Genomic DNA, 17,484 nt, shown 5'->3' with positions numbered 1-17,484 from the left:
GACAGTGCGCCCGCAGTGAGCCTTCTCGGCCGTCTCAGCCCTCCGGACTAGGGCGAAAACCCGTGGGAAGTGTCAGTGCCGAACCGTAGTCTCGGTAGTGATGTCTGCCTCAGCCGAAGCCCCCGCCGCCCCCGCCGCCGCCTCCCGAAAACGTTCCGTCGTCCGCTCGCTGCTTCGGCTCTGGCCGTATGTGCGCCCGGTCAGAGGGCGGGTCTTCACCGCCGCCGGCGTGGCCGTCGTGGCCGCCAGCATGGGCCTGGTGATGCCCCTGGTGCTGAAGTGGATCGTGGACGGTCCGGTCACCGAAGGCGACACCGCGGGTGTGTGGCTCGGCGGTCTCGTGCTGCTGGTGGTCGGCGTCACCGAGGCGGCGCTGTTCGGGCTGCGCCGCTGGCTGGTGGCCCGGCCGCTCACCCGCGTCGAGGCGGACATGCGGTCCGCCCTCTACCGGCACGTGCAGCGGCTCCCTGTCCAGTTCCACGACCGCTGGCCCACCGGCCAGCTGCTCTCGCGCGGCACCGGGGACCTCCAGCTGCTCCGGATGTTCCTCGCCTTCGGCCTCACCTTCCTCATCGTCAACAGCGCGACCATCCTGATCGGCTTCGGCGTGCTGCTCGCGCAGGACTGGCTGCTCGGCCTGGTGCTGATCGTCCCCGTCGTGCCGCTGATCTTCGTCTGCTGGATCTTCGAGCAGCGGTTCTCCGTGGTGGCCCGCCGCGCCCAGGACCAGATGGGCGATCTGACCACGGTCGTCGAGGAGTCCATCCTCGGCATCCGCATCATCAAGGGCTTCGGCCGGCACCGCAGCCAGGCCCGCGCGTTCGACGCGCTGACCCGCCGGCTGATGGACACCGAGCTGCACAAGGCACGGCTGCTCGCCGCCATCTGGCTGGTCATCCTCAGCCTCCCTGAGCTGTTCCTCGGCATCGCCCTGGTGATCGGCGTCGGCCAGGTCGCGGACGGCGCGCTCACCGCCGGCACCCTGGTGGCGTTCATGACCACCGCGATGACGCTGCGCTGGCCCGTGGAGTCCATCGGCTTCCTGCTGGCGCTGTGCAACGAGGCGGCCACCGCCACCGACCGCTTCTTCGAGGTGATGGACGTCGAGGTCCCCGCCGAGCCAGGCGCGGCCGCCCCCGCCGCGAAGGCCGACACCACGGTCCGGGACGGGCTCCGGTTCGAGAACGTCGTCTTCCGCTACCCCGACGCGGCCCCCGACAGCACGCCCGTGCTCGACGGCGTCGACCTGCACATCCGCCCGGGCGAGACGCTGGCCCTGGTCGGCGGCACCGGCAGCGGCAAGACCACGCTGATCGCGCTGGTGCCCCGGCTGTACGAGGTCACCGAGGGCCGCGTCACCCTCGACGGCGTCGACATCGCCGGCCTCCCCAGGGACGAGGTGCGCCGCCGGGTCGCCGTCGCCTTCGAGGAGCCGACGCTGTTCTCGGCCTCGGTCAGGGAGAACGTGCTGATGGGCGCCCCCGAATCGGGCCGCGAGGACCTGGATCGCGCGCTGGCCGTCAGCCAGGCGGACGGCTTCGTCGGCGCCCTGCCCGCCGGCAGCGAGACGGAGGTCGGCGAGCAGGGCCTCAGCCTCTCCGGCGGCCAGCGCCAGCGGCTCGCGCTGGCCCGCGCCGTGATCGGCCAGCCGGCGTTCCTGGTCCTCGACGACCCGCTCTCCGCCCTCGACGTGCACACCGAGGCCCGCGTCGAGGCCGCACTGCGCGAGGTCCTGGCCACCACCACCGCGCTGGTGGTCGCCCACCGGCCGTCCACCGTCCAGCTGGCCGACCGGGTCGCGCTGCTCTCCGGCGGCCGGATCGTCGCCGTCGGCACCCACACCGAACTGCTGCACGGCAACGCCGAGTACCGGCACCTGATGACCGGTGAGCACACCGAGGAGCACAACGCCTACAGCGAGGTCGCCGCGCGATGACCACCACCGTCGACACCCAGGACGACACCCAGGACGAGAGGCGGGAGGAACGCCCCGCCGTCGAGACCGACCCACTGGCCCAGGACACCCTCCCCTCCCCCAAGGGCGCGTCCCGCCAGCTGCTCGGCTCACTGCTGCGCCCCTACCGGAACCGGGTCGCCGTCGCCGCCGTGCTGCTGCTCACCCAGCAGGCGGCGGTGCAGGCCGTGCCACTGCTGGTCGCCTACGCGATCGACAGCGGCGTCCCGGCGGTCCGCGACGACGACAACGGCCCGCTGATCGCCGTCGCCGTGGCCTACCTGGTCTGCGCGCTGAGCGCCGGCGTGCTGCAGGCCACGTTCATCAGGATCTCGGCGCGGATCAACCAGAACGTGCTGCTCGAGCTGCGCCTCCGCATCTACCGGCACGCCCAGGCACTCAGCCTCGACTTCCACGACCGCTACACCTCGGGCCGGCTCATCTCCCGCTCCACCAGCGACGTGCAGTCGCTGCGCGAGCTGTTGAACGAGGGCCTCCAGGAGATGCTGAACATCCTGGTGTCCGTCGTCTACATCGGCGCCCTGCTGCTCTACCTGGACCTCGGCCTCGGCGCCGCGGCACTGCTCTCCTTCGTCCCCGTCTACCTGCTGGTGCGCAGCTTCCGGCGGCGCTCGGCCGAGCGGTTCCTGCGCCGCTCGACGGCGATCGCGGCGGTGATCGTCAAGTTCTCCGAGACGCTCAACGGCATCCGGCCGGTCAAGGCGTTCCGCCGCGAGCGGGCCAACGACGAGTCGTTCGAGAAGCTCAACCGGGCGCACGAGCGGGTCAACGGCGACACCATCCTGGAGATGGCCCGCTTCGTGGTGCTCTCCCGGCTCATCGCGGCGGTCGCCGTGGCGGGGCTCGTGCTCTGGGGCGCGCAGCGGGTGGCCTCGGGCGACCTGGAGCTGGGCGCGCTGGCCGCCGGCGCGCTCTACATCCGGCGGCTCTACGACCCGCTCGACCGCTTCGCGATGATCCTCAACAACTACCAGTCCGCGGTGGCCTCGCTGGAGAAGGTCGCGGGGCTGCTGTCCCAGCGGCCCGACGTGCCGGAGCCGGCACAGCCGACCGAACTGCCCGCGCGGGCGGCCGGTCGGCCGGGCCGCGAGGTGGTCTTCGACGACGTCAGGTTCGCCTACCGCACGGGCGGCGAGGTGCTGCCGCACTTCCACCTGACCCTGCCGGCCGGCCAGACCACCGCCCTGGTGGGCGCCACCGGCGCCGGCAAGTCGACGCTGGCCAAGCTGCTCGCCCGGTTCTACGACCCGACCGAGGGCCGGGTGCTGCTCGACGGCACCGACCTGCGGCAGCTGGCCATGCCGGAGCTGCGGCGCGGGGTGGTGATGGTGACCCAGGAGGCGTTCCTGTTCTCCGGCACCGTCGCCGAGAACATCGCGATCGGCAAGCCGGACGCCACGCGGGACGAGATCGAGCGGGCCGCGAAGGCGATCGGCGCGCACGACTTCATCAGCTCCCTGCCGGAGGGCTACGACACGGACGTCCGCAAGCGGGGCGGCCGGATCTCCGCCGGCCAGCGGCAACTGGTGGCCTTCGCGCGGGTGGTGCTCGCCGACCCGTCGGTGGTGATCCTCGACGAGGCGACGTCCTCGCTCGACATCCCAGGCGAGAAGGCGGTCCAGGACGCGATGGTGACGGTCCTCCAGGGCCGCACGGCCCTGGTGATCGCGCACCGGCTCTCCACGGTGGAAATCGCCGACCGGGTGCTGGTGATGGACGCGGGCCGGGTGGTGGAGGACGGCCCTCCGGCGGAACTCATCGCGGGCGACGGCCGCTTCTCGGCGTTGCATCGGGCGTGGCGCGACAGCCTGGCCTAGGCGCGGCGCGCTCCCCGACGGGCCGTGTTCCCTCCACCCACCCACCCTTCCGCTGCCGCGCTCCGGCGGTGGGGGGCGGGTGCCCCGCGCTCCGCGCGGTGGGGGCCATGGCCGGGGGCCGTGGCGGCTGCGCCGCCGGGCCCTCCGGGCCGGAGGTAGGTGCCCCGCGCTCCCTGGGGGTTTCCCCCACCCACCCGCCCCTTTCCGCGCTCCGCGCGGTGGGGGCGGCTGCGCCGCCCGGCCCGGCGGGGCTCCGCCCCGCCAGGGGCCGGCCCAGGACGGTTGCGCCCCGCCAGGGGCGCGGGCCCGGCCCACGGCGGCTACGCCGCCGGGCCGGCGGCCCGCTGCCGCGCAAGCCACCCGCCGGGGGCTCGTGGGGGCACCTCCCAGCCTCCCCCCAGACTCCGTCCGGGGGGACCCCCATGGCTGGGGGAGGGTGGGCGCGGCACGGCCGCAGGCCGACACGGCCGCAGGCCGACACGGCCGCAGGCCGACACGGCCGCAGGCCGACACGGCCGCAGGCCGACACGGCCGCAGGGGCCCAACGGCGGCGAAGCCGCCGCGTTGGGCCCCCGCGGGCCACCGCCCGCGCGCAGCGCGCACCACCCCGCGCGCAGCGCGCCCGCGACGCGGCAGCGCAGGAAAGGGCGGGTGGGTGGGGGAAAACCCCCGGTCAGCCGGCCGCCGGCAGCAGTTCCGGGGTCTCCCCGTCCGGGAGCCTCGTCAGCCCCAGCTCGGGCCGCGACGCCAGGAGCGGATGTGCCGGGAGCACCCGCACCGTGTAGCCGAAGGGTCCCGTCCGGTGCAGGGGGAGCTCGCCGGTGTAGGTCCAGCGGCCCGACAGGTCGGGGCCGCCCTCCGGTTTCAGTGAGACGTAGACGGGGTCGGCCAGCGTGTCGTCGCCGTTCACCCGGCCGGTGACGGCCTGGACCTCGACCTCGGAGGGTTCGAGGTCGCCGAGCGCGACCCGCACCCGCAGGGACACCGTGCCGCCGAGGGTCGGCGCCTCGGCGCCGGGTTCGACGTGGTCGACCGTGACGCGGGGCCATTCGCGTCGGACGCGGTCCGCGAAGCCGGCGAGTTCGCCGGCCGCGTCGGCGGTGAGGGCCCGGTGGGAGTGGGCCGCCGGGGCGTAGTAGTCGGCGATGTACTCGCGGAGCATCCGCTCGGCCGGCACCAGCGGCCCGAGCCGGTCGAGGGTGGCGCGGACCATCTCGATCCAGCGGCTCGGCACGCCGCCACCGCCCACTCCGCCCACGCCGCGGTCGTAGAAGCAGGGCGTGACCTGTTCGGCGAGCAGCCGGTAGAGCGCGGCGGCCTCCAACGCGTCGCGTCGCTCGGGTTCGGAGGCGGCGAGGCCGTCGGCCGTGGGGATCTCCCAGCCGAAGTCGGGGTCGAACCACTCGTCCCACCAGCCGTCCCTGACCGAGAGGTTGAGGCCGCCGTTGAGGGCGGACTTCATGCCTGAGGTGCCGCACGCCTCCAGCGGGCGCAGCGGGTTGTTGAGCCAGACGTCGCAGCCGGCGTAGAGCGAGCGGGCCATGGCCATGCCGTAGTCGGGGAGGAAGACGATCCGGTGCCGCACCTCGGGGTCGTCGGCGAACCGCACGAGTTCCTGGATGAGCCGCTTGCCGCCGTCGTCGGCGGGGTGTGCCTTGCCGGCGACCACGATCTGGACGGGGCGTTCCGGGTGCAGGAGGAGCGCGCGGAGCCGGTCACGGTCGTGCAGCATCAGGGTCAGCCGCTTGTAGGCGGGGACGCGGCGGGCGAAGCCGAGGGTGAGCACGTCGGGGTCGAGGACGCCGTCGACCCAGCCGAGTTCGGCCTGGCCGGCGCCGCGTTGCCGCCAGGCGGCGCGGACCCGGGCCCTGACCTCCTGGACGAGTTGTTCGCGCAGGGTGCGGCGGAGTTCCCACAGTTCGGCGTCGCCGAGCTTGGTGTGCTGGGCGCGTTGCATGGCGTCGGCGGTCCAGGTGGGCGCGTGTACCCCGTTGGTGACGGAGCCGATCGGCACCTCCTCGGGGTCGAAGCCGGGCCAGAGGCCGGAGAACATGCCGCGGCTGACGCTGCCGTGCAGTCGGGAGACGCCGTTGGCGCGCTGCGCGGTGCGCAGGCCGAGCACGGCCATGTTGAACTGGGGCGGGGCCGCCTGGTCCCCTCCAGCGGTGTCGGTGCCGGCGACGTCGGTGCCGGCGATGGCGGCCGGTTCGCGGCCGAGGCCGAGGAGTGCCTGCTGGTCCACGGTGGCGAGTTCGGCGCCCTCGCCGAGGTGGCGGGCGACGAGTTCCTCGGGGAAGCGGTCGATGCCGGCCGGTACCGGGGTGTGGGTGGTGAAGACGGTGCCGGCCCTGACCGCGTGCAGGGCGGCGTCGAAGTCGACGTCGTAGTCGCCGAGTTCGCGGATCCGCTCGGGGCCGAGGAAGCCGGCGTGGCCCTCGTTCATGTGGAAGACCTCGGGCTCGGCGTGGCCGGTGAGCCGGCAGAAGGCGCGGACGGCGCGGACGCCGCCGATGCCGAGCAGCATCTCCTGGAGCAGCCGGTGTTCGCTGCCGCCGCCGTAGAGCCGGTCGGTGACGTCGCGTTCCGCCGGGCCGTTCTCGGCGAGGGCGGAGTCGAGGAGCAGTAGCGGGACGCGGCCGACGAGGACCCGCCAGATCCGGGCGGTGAGGGTGCGGCCGCCGGGGAGGGCGAGCCGGACGAGGGCGGGGGTGCCGTCGGGTTCGGTGAGCGGGGTGAGGGGCAGCTCGTGCGGGTCGATGACGGGGTAGTGCTCCTGCTGCCAGCCGTCGGGCGAGAGGCTCTGGCGGAAGTAGCCGTGCCGGTAGAGGAGGCCGACGCCGATGAGGGGGGCGCCGAGGTCGCTGGCGGCCTTGAGGTGGTCGCCGGCGAGGATGCCGAGGCCGCCCGAGTACTGGGGCAGGGCCGCGGTGATGCCGAACTCGGGGGAGAAGTAGGCGATGGCTCTGGGGAGTTCGCCGCCGCCCTGGGCATCGGCTGCCTGGTACCAGCGAGGTTCGGTGAGGTAGTCGCTGAGGTCGCCGGCGGCGAGGCCGAGGCGGCGGAGGAAGCCGCGGTCGGTGGCGAGCTCGGCGAGCCGGTCGGCGTCGACTGCGCCGAGCATGCGGACCGGGTCCTCGCGGGCGGCCTGCCAGCCGGCGGGGTCGACGGAGCGCAGGAGTTCGCGGGTCTCGGGGTGCCAGGACCAGCGGAGGTTGAACGCGAGTTCGTGCAGGGATCGGAGGGTTTCGGGAAGGACGGGACGCACGGAGAAACGACGGATGGCCTTCACAGCGCACGACCGTAGCGGGACAAAGGGGGTGGTTACGGGGGATTCCGGCCGGGTGGGCCGGAATCGCGCCCGTAAACCACCCCCGGGGACCACGCCGGGGGCCGACGGCCGGTCAGGAGGTGGCGGGCACGGGTTCCTCTCCCCCGCCGCCCTGGGCCGGGACGCCCGGCACCTCGCGCAGCACCGGGGGCGCCAGGTCCCTGGTGGGCTGGATGGTGCCGTCGGCGATCTCGGCCGCGTAGTGGCAGGCCACCCGGTGCCCGTCGCCGAGGTCGGTGAGCGCGGGGCGTTCGGTGTCGCAGCGCTCCGGCTGCCGCCAGGGGCAGCGGGTGTGGAAGCGGCAGCCGGCCGGCGGGTTGGCCGGGGACGGCAGGTCGCCGCGGAGCAGGATCCGCTCCCGGTTGTCCTCGACGTCCGGGTCGGGCACCGGCACGGCGGACATCAGGGCCCGGGTGTAGGGGTGGCGGGGTTCGGCGTAGAGCGCGTCGCTCGGCGCCTCCTCGACCAGCGACCCCAGGTACATCACGCCGATCCGGTCGGAGATGTGCCGGACGACGGCCAGGTCGTGGGCGATGACCAGGTAGGTCAGGCCGAGCGCGTCCTGGAGTTCCTCCAGCAGGTTGAGCACCTGCGCCTGGATGGAGACGTCGAGCGCCGAGACCGGTTCGTCGCAGATGATCAGGTCGGGTTCCAGGACGAGGGCCCTGGCGATGCCGATCCGCTGCCGCTGGCCGCCGGAGAACTCGTGCGGGTAGCGGGAGAGCGCGCCGGCGGGCAGCCCGACCCGGCGCAGGATCTCGACGATCCGTTCCCGGCGTTCCTCGCGGTTGGCGCCGATGCCGTGCGCGGCCATGCCCTCGGCGAGGATCGACTCGATGTTCTGCCGGGGGTTGAGGCTGCCGAGCGGGTCCTGGAAGACCATCTGGAGCCGGTGCCTGGTGCGCCGCATCTCCTCGTCGGGCAGCGCGGCCAGGTCGGTGCCGTCGAAGACGACGCGGCCCGAGGTGATGTCGGTGAGCCGCAGCACGGCGCGGCCCAACGTCGTCTTGCCGCAGCCCGACTCGCCGACCAGGCCGTAGGTCTGGCCGGCCTCGACGGTCAGCGAGACGCCGTCGACGGCGTAGACGTGGCCGACCGTGCGGTCGAAGAGCACGCCCCGCTTCACGGGGAAGTGCACCTTGACGTCGTCCAGTTCGAGCAGGCTCATACCGCCGCCTCCGTCGCCTCACTCGTGGTGGTCACCGGGTTGACGCAACGCACCCGGTGTCCGGCGTCCGCCTCGTCGTCCGCGCCGGCCGGCCCGGCGCGCCCCGTCAGCTCGGGGGTGCCCTGGAGGCAGTCGAGCGTGTAGAAGTCGCAGCGCGGCGCGAAGGCGCAGCCGTCCGCCCAGTCGATCCGGTCGTTGATGGAGCCGCGGATCGGGTTGAGCGGGTCGCCGCGCGGCGCGTCGAGGCGCGGGATGGAGCCGAGCAGCCCGTGCGCGTACGGGTGGGCGGGGTCGGCGAACAGCGGCCGGCGATCCGCGGCCTCCACCACCTTGCCGGCGTAGAGCACGTTGACCCGGTCGCACAGGCCGGCGACCACGCCGAGGTCGTGGGTGATCATCAGCAGCGCGGTGCCCTGCTGGTCGACCAGTTCCTTCAGCAGCTCCAGGATCTGCGCCTGGATGGTGACGTCGAGCGCGGTGGTCGGCTCGTCCGCGATCAGCAGCCGGGGGGCGCAGGCCACCGCCATGGCGATCAGCGCGCGTTGCCGCATGCCGCCGGAGAGCTGGTGCGGGTACTCCTTGAGCCGCCGCGTCGGGTCGGGGATGCCGACCCGGTCGAGGAGGGTGGCGGCCTCCTTGCGTGCGGCGGCGCCCCGCAGCCCGCGGTGCCTGGTGAGGATCTCGGTGACCTGGACGCCGATCGGCACCACCGGGTTGAGCGAGGAGAGCGGGTCCTGGAAGATCATCGCCAGCTGGCTGCCGCGCAGGTCGCGCAGGGCCGAGGGCCGCAGCGACAGCAGGTCGGTGCCGTCGAAGACGGCCCGGCCGCCGACGGTGACGCCGCGGCTGGGCAGCAGGCCCATCAGGGCGAGCGAGGTGACGCTCTTCCCGCATCCCGACTCGCCGACCAGGCCGACCACCTCGCCCTGGTCGACGGCGAAGGACACCCCGGCCACGGCTCGGGTGTCGGATCCGTCGCGGCCGGCGAAGGTCACCGTCAGTTCGTCCACGTCAAGCAGGGACATGACGCATCAGCTCCGCAGTCTGGGGTCGAGTGCCTCGCGCATGGCCTCGCCGAGCAGGGTGAAGCCGAGGGCGGTGATGATGATGCCCAGCGCGGGATAGACGGCCATCATCGGTTCCTGGTCGAAGAACCGCTGTGCCTGGGCGAGCATCACGCCCCACTCCGGCTGGGAGGCGTCGGGGTTGCCGAGGCCCAGGTAGGAGAGGGCGGCGGCCTCGATGATGGCGGTGGCCAGGGCCAGCGTCGACTGGACGATCAGCGGGCCGAGCGAGTTGGGCAGCACGTGCGCCAGCACGATCCGCCGCCGGCGCACGCCGAGCGACCTGGCGGCCAGCACGTAGTCGGCGCCGGCCTGGGCGAGCATGGAGCCGCGCAACAGGCGGGCGAAGATCGGGATCTGTGCCACGCCGACGGCGATCATCACCGTGGTCAACGACTGCCCGAGGACGGCGGCGATCGAGACGGCGAGCAGCAGCGAGGGCAGCGCGAGCATCATGTCGATCAGCCGCATGAGCACGGTGTCGATCCGCCGCCCGACCCGGCCGCCGAAGGCGAGCGCCGCGCCCGAGACGCCGCCGATGACGGCGCCGACGACGAAGGCGAGCAGCGTGGAGACGACGCCGACCAGCAGGGTCTGCCGGGTGCCGACCAGCAGGCGGGAGAACAGGTCGCGGCCGAGGTGGTCGAGGCCGAGCCAGTTGTCGCCGCGCGGCCCGACGAACTCGCCGCGGTTGACGAAGACCTCGTCCCGCCAGGTCTGGGCCGTGGGGCTGTAGGGGGCGATCCAGGGGCCGACGATCGCCAGCACGACGAACACGGCCATGATGGCGGCGCCGATCAGCGCCATCTTGCTGCGCCGCAGCCGGCGGAACGCCTCCACCCAGAGGCTGGCGCCGCTGGCGGTCTCGTTGCGGGCCGTGAGTTCGGCGAGCCGGTCGATCTTGGCAGACTTGGACGGGTTGGGGGACGGGTTGGGGGTCGTGGTGCTCATCAGTTCACCCGCACTCTCGGGTCGATCAGGCTGTAGGCCAGGTCGACAAGCAGGTTGATGGCCACGTACAGCAGCGCGATGAAGAGGATGAAGCCCATCAGCACGGGGTAGTCGCGGGCGTCGATGGCCTCTCTGATGAAGGAGCCGATGCCGCCGAACGCGAAGACCGACTCGGTGAGCACGGCGCCGGACAACAGCGAGCCGGTGAGCAGGCCGACCGTGGTGACGACGGGCAGCAGCGCGTTCCGCAGCACGTGCCGGCCGCGCACCACGCGGCGCGCGATGCCCTTGGACTCGGCGGTGCGGACGTAGTCCTCGCCGAGCACCTCGAGCACGCTGGCCCGGGTGATGCGGACGATGACGGCGAGCGGGATGGAGGAGAGCGCGAGCGCCGGGAGCGCCAGGTGTTCGATCGCGTCCCAGGAGGCGTCGAACTCGCCGGTCAGCAGGCCGTCGAGCACGTAGAAGCCGGTGACCTCGGTGGCGTCGATGCCGGTGGACTGGCGGCCGAAGCTGGGCAGCCAGCCGAGGTTGACGGCGAAGACGGCGCGCAGGATGAAGCCGAGGAAGAAGACGGGGATGCAGATGCCGATCAGCGATCCGGAGACGGCGCTGACGTCGAGCCAGGTGCCGCGCCTGCGGGCGGCGAAGTAGCCGAGCGGTATCCCGACGACGACGGCGATCAGCATGGCGCCCAGGGCGAGTTCGACGGTGGCCGGGAAGCGCTGGGTGAACTCCTCCCAGACGGGCCGGCCGGTGCGCACCGAGGAGCCGAGGTCGAGTTGGATGAGGCGTTCCATCCAGCGGCCGTACTGCACCCAGACGGGGTCGTTGAGGCCGAGGGCCTCCTCGATCTGCCGCCGGTCGGCCTCGGTGGCGCGCTCGCCGAGGAGCGCGGAGGCCGGCCCGCCCGGCAGCCGGTGCAGCCAGAGAAAGAGCAGAACCGACAGGCCGAGCAGCGTGGGTACCAGCTGGAGGAGCCTGCGGACGATGAGACGGAGCACCGAAGGGCTCCCCCTTCCCTCACATGGGAGCCGCCCGGCCGCGGGGTGCCGCGGCCGGGCGGACTGGTCCTCGGGGACCCGGGCCGCGGCCCGGGTCCCCACTGCCTACTTGAACGTGACCTCCGCGAAGTTCTCCTGCGTCAGCGGGGAGACGGTGGGCGGGTTCACGTCGGGAGAGAAGGCTATGGACGGGGGCGAGCTGGAGATCGGCACGCCGGGCAGGTAGTCCATGATGTAGTCGTTGAGGCCCTCGTAGAGGCCGACGCGGGTGGCCACGTCGGGCTCGGTGGACGCCTCGGACATCAGGTCGAACAGTTCCTGGTTCTCGAAGCCCCACTCCCGCGAGTAGTCGGCGAACCAGGTCCCGAGGAAGTTGTAGGCGTCGTTGAAGTCGCCGGTCCAGCCGAGCAGGTAGACGCCGCAACCGCCGTCGCGGGTGGTCTCGGTGTAGTCCGGGTTCCACTTGAGCGCCACCGGGTTGACGGTGATGCCCACGGCCTCCAGGTCGGCCCGCAGCAGTTCGTAGATGTCGGCGGGGGCCGGCATGTACGGGCGGGTGACCTCGGTCGGGTAGCAGAAGTCGATCGTCAGGTCCTCGGCGCCGGCGTCGGCCAGCAACTGCTGGGCCAGCTCCGGGTCGTGCTCGTAGGTCGTGACGTTGTCCGAGTAGCCGTCGATGGTGTCGGGCACGAACTGGGTGGCCACCACGCCGCCTTCGGGCAGCTGGGTGTTCACGATGTTCTCTCGGTCCATGGCGTGGGCGATGGCCTGCCGCACCTCGAGCTGTTCCAGGGCCGGGTTGTTCTCCTGGGTGATGCCGAGGTAGAGGAGGTTGAAGACACCGCGGACCGGGACCTGGAAGCCGTCTGCCTCCAGCGTCTCGACGTCGGCGGGGGCGACGAGGTCGTAGCCGTCGATGTCGCCGGCCTGGAGGGCCTGGCGCCTGGCGTCCTCCTCGGGGATGGTCCGGAAGACGAGTTCCTCGACGCCCGCGGTGTCACCCCAGTAGTCGTCGAACCGCTCCAGGGTGATCTCGCCGTTGCTCTTGTTCCACTCGGAGATCCGGAACGGGCCGGTGCCGGAGACGATGCCGGCTTCCTGGCTGTAGTTCGGGAAGGTGATGTTCTCGCCCTCGCCGCTTGGCGGGTCCGCGGCCATCGCCTCGATGGCGGTCGGCGACTGGATGGCGAACGACTGGAGCGAGAACCCGCCCGGGTAGTTCGCCGACGGCTCGTTGACCTCGATGACGGCGGTCAGCTCGTCGGGGGCGGTGCACCCTGCGTAGTTGGACGGCGGGAGTTCGTCGCTCTCGTTCTCGGCGAACCCACCGAACACCACATTCCAGTAATACGACAGGGTGGTGTTCTGATAGGTGCCGGTCCAGTTGTACCAGCGGTCGAAGTTCTGGCAGACGACCTCACCGGTCAGCTCGTCGCCGTCGTGGAACGTCACCCCGTCCCGCAGGTTGAACGTCCACTCGGTGCCCGCCTCGTTGCTCGACCACTCCTCGGCGAGGCCGGGAACCATCTCGGTGCCGCCCGGCTCGTGCTCGATCAGGGTCTCGAAGACCTGGCGGGTGACCCGGAAGGTCTCGCCATCGCTGCCCAACGAGGGGTCGAGGGCCGCGGGATCGCCCGCGGCGCCGAAGACGAAGGTGCCCGAGCCGTCTCCCGACCCTTCCTCGTCATCGCGGTCGCTGGCGCAACCGGCCGCTATCAGGCCGATCGCGATCACGGCCGCGAACGCCCTGGCGGCGGCCTTGGGTCTTGCTGTGCGCATCGTCCACCTCGAGGTGTTGGCGGTGGTAAGCCGTTCCGGTGGAGGGCACATTACTGCGCTAGTACATACCTGAGAACCGCGCGTAGATCAGCGATACCGAGCTGAGATCTTGGCAACCAAAAGGTGACAAGTACCTTTCTTTCACCTTCGGTTCGCGTCTTCGCGGCCTTTTCTCCCGCCCCGGCAACCTCGTGACCATCCGGCGGCAACACCCCGGTGACAATTCCCCCCACGGAACTCTGGAGAGTCATGGTGCGATCCCTGCGCTCCCCCCTGCTGGCCGCCGGCCTGGCCGCGGCCTTCGCGGTCGGCGGTCTGACGACGATGGCCGACCCGGCCGGCGCCGCGGCCGCGGCGCCCGCCCCCGTCGCCCCCGTCGCCGCCGACTTCCCCACCCCCACCGACGAGGTGGTGGTGCACGAGACGATCCTGGTGGACGAGCCGTTCGACGGCGGGAACGTCCGCTACGTGCCGGGGCCCGAGTTGGGCGCCGGCGACCAGGACGAGGACCAGCTGCCCGTCTTCCGCGTCGAGGAGGGCGGCTCGCTGGCCAACGTGATCATCGGCTCGCCGGGCGTGGACGGCGTGCACTGCTACGGCAGTTGCACGCTCACCAACGTCTGGTGGGAGGACATCGGCGAGGACGCCGCCACCTTCCGCGGCGGCGACGGCGCGCGGTTCACCGTGGTCGGCGGCGCGGCCGTCGACGGCGACGACAAGGTGTTCCAGCACAACGGCGGCGGCGAGCTGACGGTGCGGAACTTCGTGGCCGAGGACTTCGCCACCCTCGTCCGCTCGTGCGGCAACTGCTCGACGCAGTACCAGCGTGACATCGTGCTGGACGGCGTCGAGGTGACGGTGCCCGCCGACCGGCTGGTCGGCATCAACGAGAACTACGGGGACACCGCCACGCTGCGGAACATCACCCTCGTCGGCGACTCCGGCCGGGACGTCGTGCCCTGCCAGAAGTACGTCGGCAACGACGAGGGCGACGAGCCCGACGAGTCGGGCAGCGACCCGGACGGCACCAACTGCCGCTACTCCGCGTCCGATCTCACCTACCGGTAGCCCCGGCGTCGCGGCGGCCCCCCTCGGGGATCACCAGGGGGGTCCCCGCGACCGGGCACTCGATCACCGTGGCGCGCAGCCCGAAGACGTCCTCGACCAGTTCGGGGGTGACCACCTCGCCCGGCGGGCCGGCCGCCACCACGGTGCCGTCCCGCATCGCGACCAGGTGGTCGGCGTAGCGGCAGGCCAGGTTGAGCTCGTGCAGCACCATCACCACGGTGGTGCCCCGGTCGCGGTTGCGGCCGACGACGAGTTCGAGCACGTCGACCTGGTGGGCCAGGTCGAGGTAGGTGGTCGGCTCGTCGAGCAGCAGTACGTCGGTGTCCTGGGCCAGCGCCATGGCGATCCAGACGCGCTGCCGCTGGCCGCCGGAGAGTTCGTCGATGGACCGCTCGGCGAGTTCGGCAGAGCCGGTGGCGGCCAGCGCCGCGTCCACCACCAGCTCGTCCTCCCGCGACCACTGCCGCCACCAGCGCTGGTGCGGCGTGCGGCCCCTGGCCACCAGGTCACGCACGGTTATCCCGTCGGGCGCGGTCGGCGTCTGCGGCAGCAGCGCGAGCCGCTGGGCGAGGGCGCGGGCGGGCAGCTCCTGGATGTCGGCGCCGTCCAGGTGCACGACGCCGGCGGTCGGCTTCAGCAGCCGGGCCAGCGCGCGCAACGCGGTCGACTTCCCGCAGGCGTTGGGCCCGACAAGCGCGGTCACCCGGCCTCCGGCGAGCGCCAGGTCGAGCGCCTCGGCCACCACCCGGGGGCCGTAGCCGAGCCGCAGCCCGCTTCCGGTGAGCGCGGCGCCGAGCGGCGGCGACCCGGAGCTGCCGGCCGGCAGTTCGGTCTGCGGCTTCGTCGCGTGGGTGTCTGGTCGGGATCCCATCGGTCTCCTAGCGGGGGCGCCACCGGGTGCGGCCGGTGGGGGAGTTGCTTCACCGGACCGTGATACTTCGCTCACGCCCCGCAAGGGGCTGGTTCGGGCTGGACCACCACCTCCGGGTGGAAAGCTCTCCTCCTTCGGGCAGGGGGGCGGAGTCACGTCAGCCTCCCCTTCCGACCCGATTGGTTCGGGCGAGAAGCAACAGGAGGTAAGGAGCGCCCACGGCGCCGGTAACGATGCCGACCGGCAGTTCGATCGGGTCGAGAACCAATCGCGCTGCCAGGTCGGCGAGCACCAGCAGGGCGGCGCCGACCAGGCCGCTGGTGATCAGCGGGATGCCGGCGGTGCCGGCCAGCCGGCGCGCGATGTGCGGGGCGCCGAGCGCGACGAACGCGACGGGGCCGGCCGCCGAGGTGGCGAGCGCGGCCAGGCAGGTGGCCAGCAGGAGCAGCGCGATCCGCGCCCTGGTCAGCGGCATGCCGAGGCTGCGGGCGGTGTCGTCGTCGAACTGGAGCAGCTGGTAGGGCCGGATCAGGGCCAGGGTGAGCGGCACGAGCAGCAGCAGCGCGAGGCCGACCCAGCGGACGTGGTCGTAGCCGCGGCCGTTGAGGCTGCCGGTGAGCCAGGTCATGGCGCGGGCGGCCTGGTCGATGTCGGCGCGGGCCAGCATCCAGCGGGTCAGCGCGGCCAGCGCGCCGTTGACGGCGATGCCGACGAGCACGAACCGGTAGCCGGTGATGGTGCCGCCGCGGTAGGCGAGCAGGTAGATCAGGACGGCGCTGACCAGGGCGCCGGCGAGCGCGCCGAACGGCACGGCGCCGAAGGTGGCCGCGCCGGCCGCCGTGACGCCGCCGAACATGATGGTGGCGACGGCGCCGGCGCCCGCGCCGGCCGAGATGCCGATCAGGTCGGGGCTGGCCAGCGGGTTGCGGGTGACGGCCTGGAAGACGGCGCCGGCCAGGCCGAAGGCGAGCCCCGCGAGCACGGCGGTCAACGCCCGCGGCAGCCGCAGGTCGTGGACGATCAGCCGGGCGTCGGCCGGGCCGCCGCCGAACAGCGCGCCGAGCACGTCGCCGACCGGGATGGCGAAGGTGCCGAGCGAGACGGAGGCGACCAGCCCGGCGAAGGCCAGCAGCGCCAGCGCGGCGACGGCCAGCACCGCCCGGGTCCTGACGCGGGCGGCGGCGGGGCCGAGGGTGAGGGCGAGCTCTCGGGGCAGGCGGTTCCGGCTCATCGGGTGTGCTCCCGGAGCTTGCCGCGCTTGACGAGCAGCGCCAGGAAGGGTGCGCCGATCAGCGCGGTGACCACGCCGGCCTCCACCTCGCCGGGGCGGGCCACGACGCGGCCGACGACGTCGGCGCCGATCAGCAGCACCGCGCCGCCGAGCGCCGAGCAGGGCACCAGCCAGCGGGCGTCGGGCCCGGTGAGGGAGCGGACGACGTGCGGCACGACGAGGCCGACGAAGGTGACGGGGCCGCAGGCGGCCACGGCGGCGCCGGTCAGCACGATCACGGCGAGCGCGCCGAGCGCCCTGGTGGTCCTGACCCGGGTGCCGAGCGTGGTGGCCAGGTCGTCGCCGAGGGCCAGGGCGTTGAGCCGGCCGCTGAGCGCGACGGCGAGTGCCAGGCCGGCGACCACGAACCAGGAGAGCTGCGGGACGAGTTCGGCGTCCCGGCCGGCGAGCGAGCCGATCGCCCAGTTGCGGTACTGCTCCAGGGTGCGGATGTCGAGCAGCACCAGGGCGTTGGTGAACGCGTCGAGCAGCGCGGTGACGGCGGCGCCGGCCAGCGCGAGCTTGGCCGGGGTGGCGCCGCCGTAGCCGCTGCCGCCGACGGCGTAGGCGACCAGGCCGGCGAGCGCGCCGCCCAGGAAGGCGAACCAGATGTACTGGTGGGAGTGGGTGAGGCCGAACAGCCCGATGCCGGCGGCGACGGCGAACGAGGCGCCGGCGCCGACGCCGATCAGCCCGGGGTCGCCGAGCGGGTTGCGGGTGACGTCCTGGGCGACGGCGCCCGCGGCGCCCAGCGCGAGGCCGGCGAGCAGCCCGAGCAGGGTGCGGGGCACGCGGAGTTCGCGGACCACCACCGCGTCGCCCTCCTCGCTCCCGGTGACGGCGGCCAGCACGTCGGAGAGCGGCACCGACTTGGCGCCGATGGCCAGCGAGGCGCAGCAGACGAGGAACAGCGCGAGGAGCAGGGTGGTGAGCGCCAGCGCGCGCCGGGCGCGGGGCGGTCCCGGGGGCGGGGCGGGTGGCGGTTCGGCGGCCACCGGGACGGGGACGGGCTTCAGGTGCACCCGCACACGGTAAGGGACACCTAACCTGGGCCGCCTCCCACCCCCAATATGGCGCGGAACGGGATCAACGGCTATTCTCACACGGATTTTGCCAAGGTTAGGCTTGCCTTAGGAAGTGCCGGCCTAAGAGGCTGTGCTGGCCCTGAGAGGCTGTGCTGGCCCTGAGA

The 17,484-nt window shown here is 72.9% G+C and carries 12 protein-coding genes; 3 read left to right on the top strand and 9 right to left on the bottom strand.

What is annotated here, in order from left to right; all coding sequences use genetic code 11:
* Window positions 1–100 precede the first annotated feature (100 nt).
* Entirely contained in the window at window positions 101–1,936 is a 1,836-nt protein-coding gene (locus ACYVPE_RS17540; RefSeq protein ID WP_461034553.1) for an ABC transporter ATP-binding protein, read from the top strand.
* Window positions 1,933–3,792: an ABC transporter ATP-binding protein gene (locus ACYVPE_RS17535; RefSeq protein WP_461034552.1), complete on the top strand. Its 1,860-nt coding sequence runs from the start codon at window positions 1,933–1,935 to the stop codon at window positions 3,790–3,792. Before ACYVPE_RS17540 ends, ACYVPE_RS17535 begins: the two co-directional genes overlap by 4 nt.
* A gap of 673 nt (window positions 3,793–4,465) precedes the next feature.
* Here ACYVPE_RS17535 and glgP read toward each other — a convergent pair.
* The 6 genes from glgP to ACYVPE_RS17505 all read right to left on the bottom strand — a co-directional run bounded on the left by glgP (window position 4,466) and on the right by ACYVPE_RS17505 (window position 13,086).
* A complete protein-coding gene (glgP, locus tag ACYVPE_RS17530; protein ID WP_461034551.1) occupies window positions 4,466–7,081 on the bottom strand; it encodes an alpha-glucan family phosphorylase in 2,616 nt (871 codons plus the stop codon).
* A 112-nt stretch (window positions 7,082–7,193) separates the two neighbouring features.
* On the bottom strand, window positions 7,194–8,288 hold the full coding sequence (locus ACYVPE_RS17525; protein ID WP_461034550.1) for an ABC transporter ATP-binding protein: 1,095 nt from the start codon (window positions 8,286–8,288) through the stop codon (window positions 7,194–7,196).
* Complete coding sequence (locus tag ACYVPE_RS17520) at window positions 8,285–9,313, bottom strand: ABC transporter ATP-binding protein (protein WP_461034549.1); 1,029 nt, start codon at window positions 9,311–9,313, stop codon at window positions 8,285–8,287. Before ACYVPE_RS17520 ends, ACYVPE_RS17525 begins: the two co-directional genes overlap by 4 nt.
* 6 nt (window positions 9,314–9,319) lie before the next feature.
* The gene (locus tag ACYVPE_RS17515) at window positions 9,320–10,303 is read right to left on the bottom strand and encodes an ABC transporter permease (RefSeq protein WP_461034548.1); all 984 of its coding nucleotides are present in this window, start codon (window positions 10,301–10,303) and stop codon (window positions 9,320–9,322) included.
* On the bottom strand, window positions 10,303–11,307 hold the full coding sequence (locus tag ACYVPE_RS17510; RefSeq protein WP_461034547.1) for an ABC transporter permease: 1,005 nt from the start codon (window positions 11,305–11,307) through the stop codon (window positions 10,303–10,305). The genes ACYVPE_RS17515 and ACYVPE_RS17510 overlap by 1 nt, the downstream gene beginning before the upstream one ends.
* 105 nt (window positions 11,308–11,412) lie before the next feature.
* Window positions 11,413–13,086, bottom strand: coding sequence for an ABC transporter substrate-binding protein (locus tag ACYVPE_RS17505; protein WP_461034546.1), 1,674 nt, complete (start codon window positions 13,084–13,086; stop codon window positions 11,413–11,415).
* Window positions 13,087–13,335: 249 nt separating this feature from the next.
* Here ACYVPE_RS17505 and ACYVPE_RS17500 point away from each other — a divergent pair, with 249 nt between their 5' ends.
* Window positions 13,336–14,154 carry a pectate lyase gene (locus ACYVPE_RS17500; protein WP_461034545.1) on the top strand — a complete coding sequence of 273 codons (819 nt, stop codon included), beginning with the start codon at window positions 13,336–13,338 and terminating at the stop codon, window positions 14,152–14,154.
* On the opposite strand, the gene ACYVPE_RS17495 is transcribed toward ACYVPE_RS17500, so the two are convergent.
* The 3 genes from ACYVPE_RS17495 to ACYVPE_RS17485 all read right to left on the bottom strand — a co-directional run bounded on the left by ACYVPE_RS17495 (window position 14,141) and on the right by ACYVPE_RS17485 (window position 17,317).
* A complete protein-coding gene (locus tag ACYVPE_RS17495) occupies window positions 14,141–15,025 on the bottom strand; it encodes an ABC transporter ATP-binding protein (protein ID WP_461034544.1) in 885 nt (294 codons plus the stop codon). The two genes, ACYVPE_RS17500 and ACYVPE_RS17495, sit on opposite strands and share 14 nt — an antisense overlap.
* Before the next feature lie 157 nt (window positions 15,026–15,182).
* Window positions 15,183–16,256, bottom strand: a complete 1,074-nt coding sequence (locus ACYVPE_RS17490; RefSeq protein WP_461034543.1) for a FecCD family ABC transporter permease — start codon at window positions 16,254–16,256, stop codon at window positions 15,183–15,185.
* Window positions 16,253–17,317, bottom strand: a complete 1,065-nt coding sequence (locus tag ACYVPE_RS17485; protein WP_461034542.1) for a FecCD family ABC transporter permease — start codon at window positions 17,315–17,317, stop codon at window positions 16,253–16,255. Before ACYVPE_RS17485 ends, ACYVPE_RS17490 begins: the two co-directional genes overlap by 4 nt.
* Window positions 17,318–17,484: the final 167 nt, after the last annotated feature.

The organism is Streptomyces mayteni (assembly GCF_054783955.1).
Note: the sequence above shows the minus strand (reverse complement) of the source record. Positions and strands in the feature narration are given on the sequence as shown.

What these genes read in the sequence shown, in the direction of transcription:
- ACYVPE_RS17540 (WP_461034553.1), top strand. Translation starts at nt 101, where the DNA reads ATGTCTGCCTCAGCCGAAGCCCCCGCCGCCCCCGCCGCCGCCTCCCGA.
- ACYVPE_RS17535 (WP_461034552.1), top strand. Translation starts at nt 1,933, where the DNA reads ATGACCACCACCGTCGACACCCAGGACGACACCCAGGACGAGAGGCGG.
- ACYVPE_RS17525 (WP_461034550.1), bottom strand. Translation starts at nt 8,288, where the DNA reads ATGAGCCTGCTCGAACTGGACGACGTCAAGGTGCACTTCCCCGTGAAG.
- ACYVPE_RS17520 (WP_461034549.1), bottom strand. Translation starts at nt 9,313, where the DNA reads ATGTCCCTGCTTGACGTGGACGAACTGACGGTGACCTTCGCCGGCCGC.
- ACYVPE_RS17515 (WP_461034548.1), bottom strand. Translation starts at nt 10,303, where the DNA reads ATGAGCACCACGACCCCCAACCCGTCCCCCAACCCGTCCAAGTCTGCC.
- ACYVPE_RS17505 (WP_461034546.1), bottom strand. Translation starts at nt 13,086, where the DNA reads ATGCGCACAGCAAGACCCAAGGCCGCCGCCAGGGCGTTCGCGGCCGTG.
- ACYVPE_RS17500 (WP_461034545.1), top strand. Translation starts at nt 13,336, where the DNA reads ATGGTGCGATCCCTGCGCTCCCCCCTGCTGGCCGCCGGCCTGGCCGCG.
- ACYVPE_RS17495 (WP_461034544.1), bottom strand. Translation starts at nt 15,025, where the DNA reads ATGGGATCCCGACCAGACACCCACGCGACGAAGCCGCAGACCGAACTG.
- ACYVPE_RS17490 (WP_461034543.1), bottom strand. Translation starts at nt 16,256, where the DNA reads ATGAGCCGGAACCGCCTGCCCCGAGAGCTCGCCCTCACCCTCGGCCCC.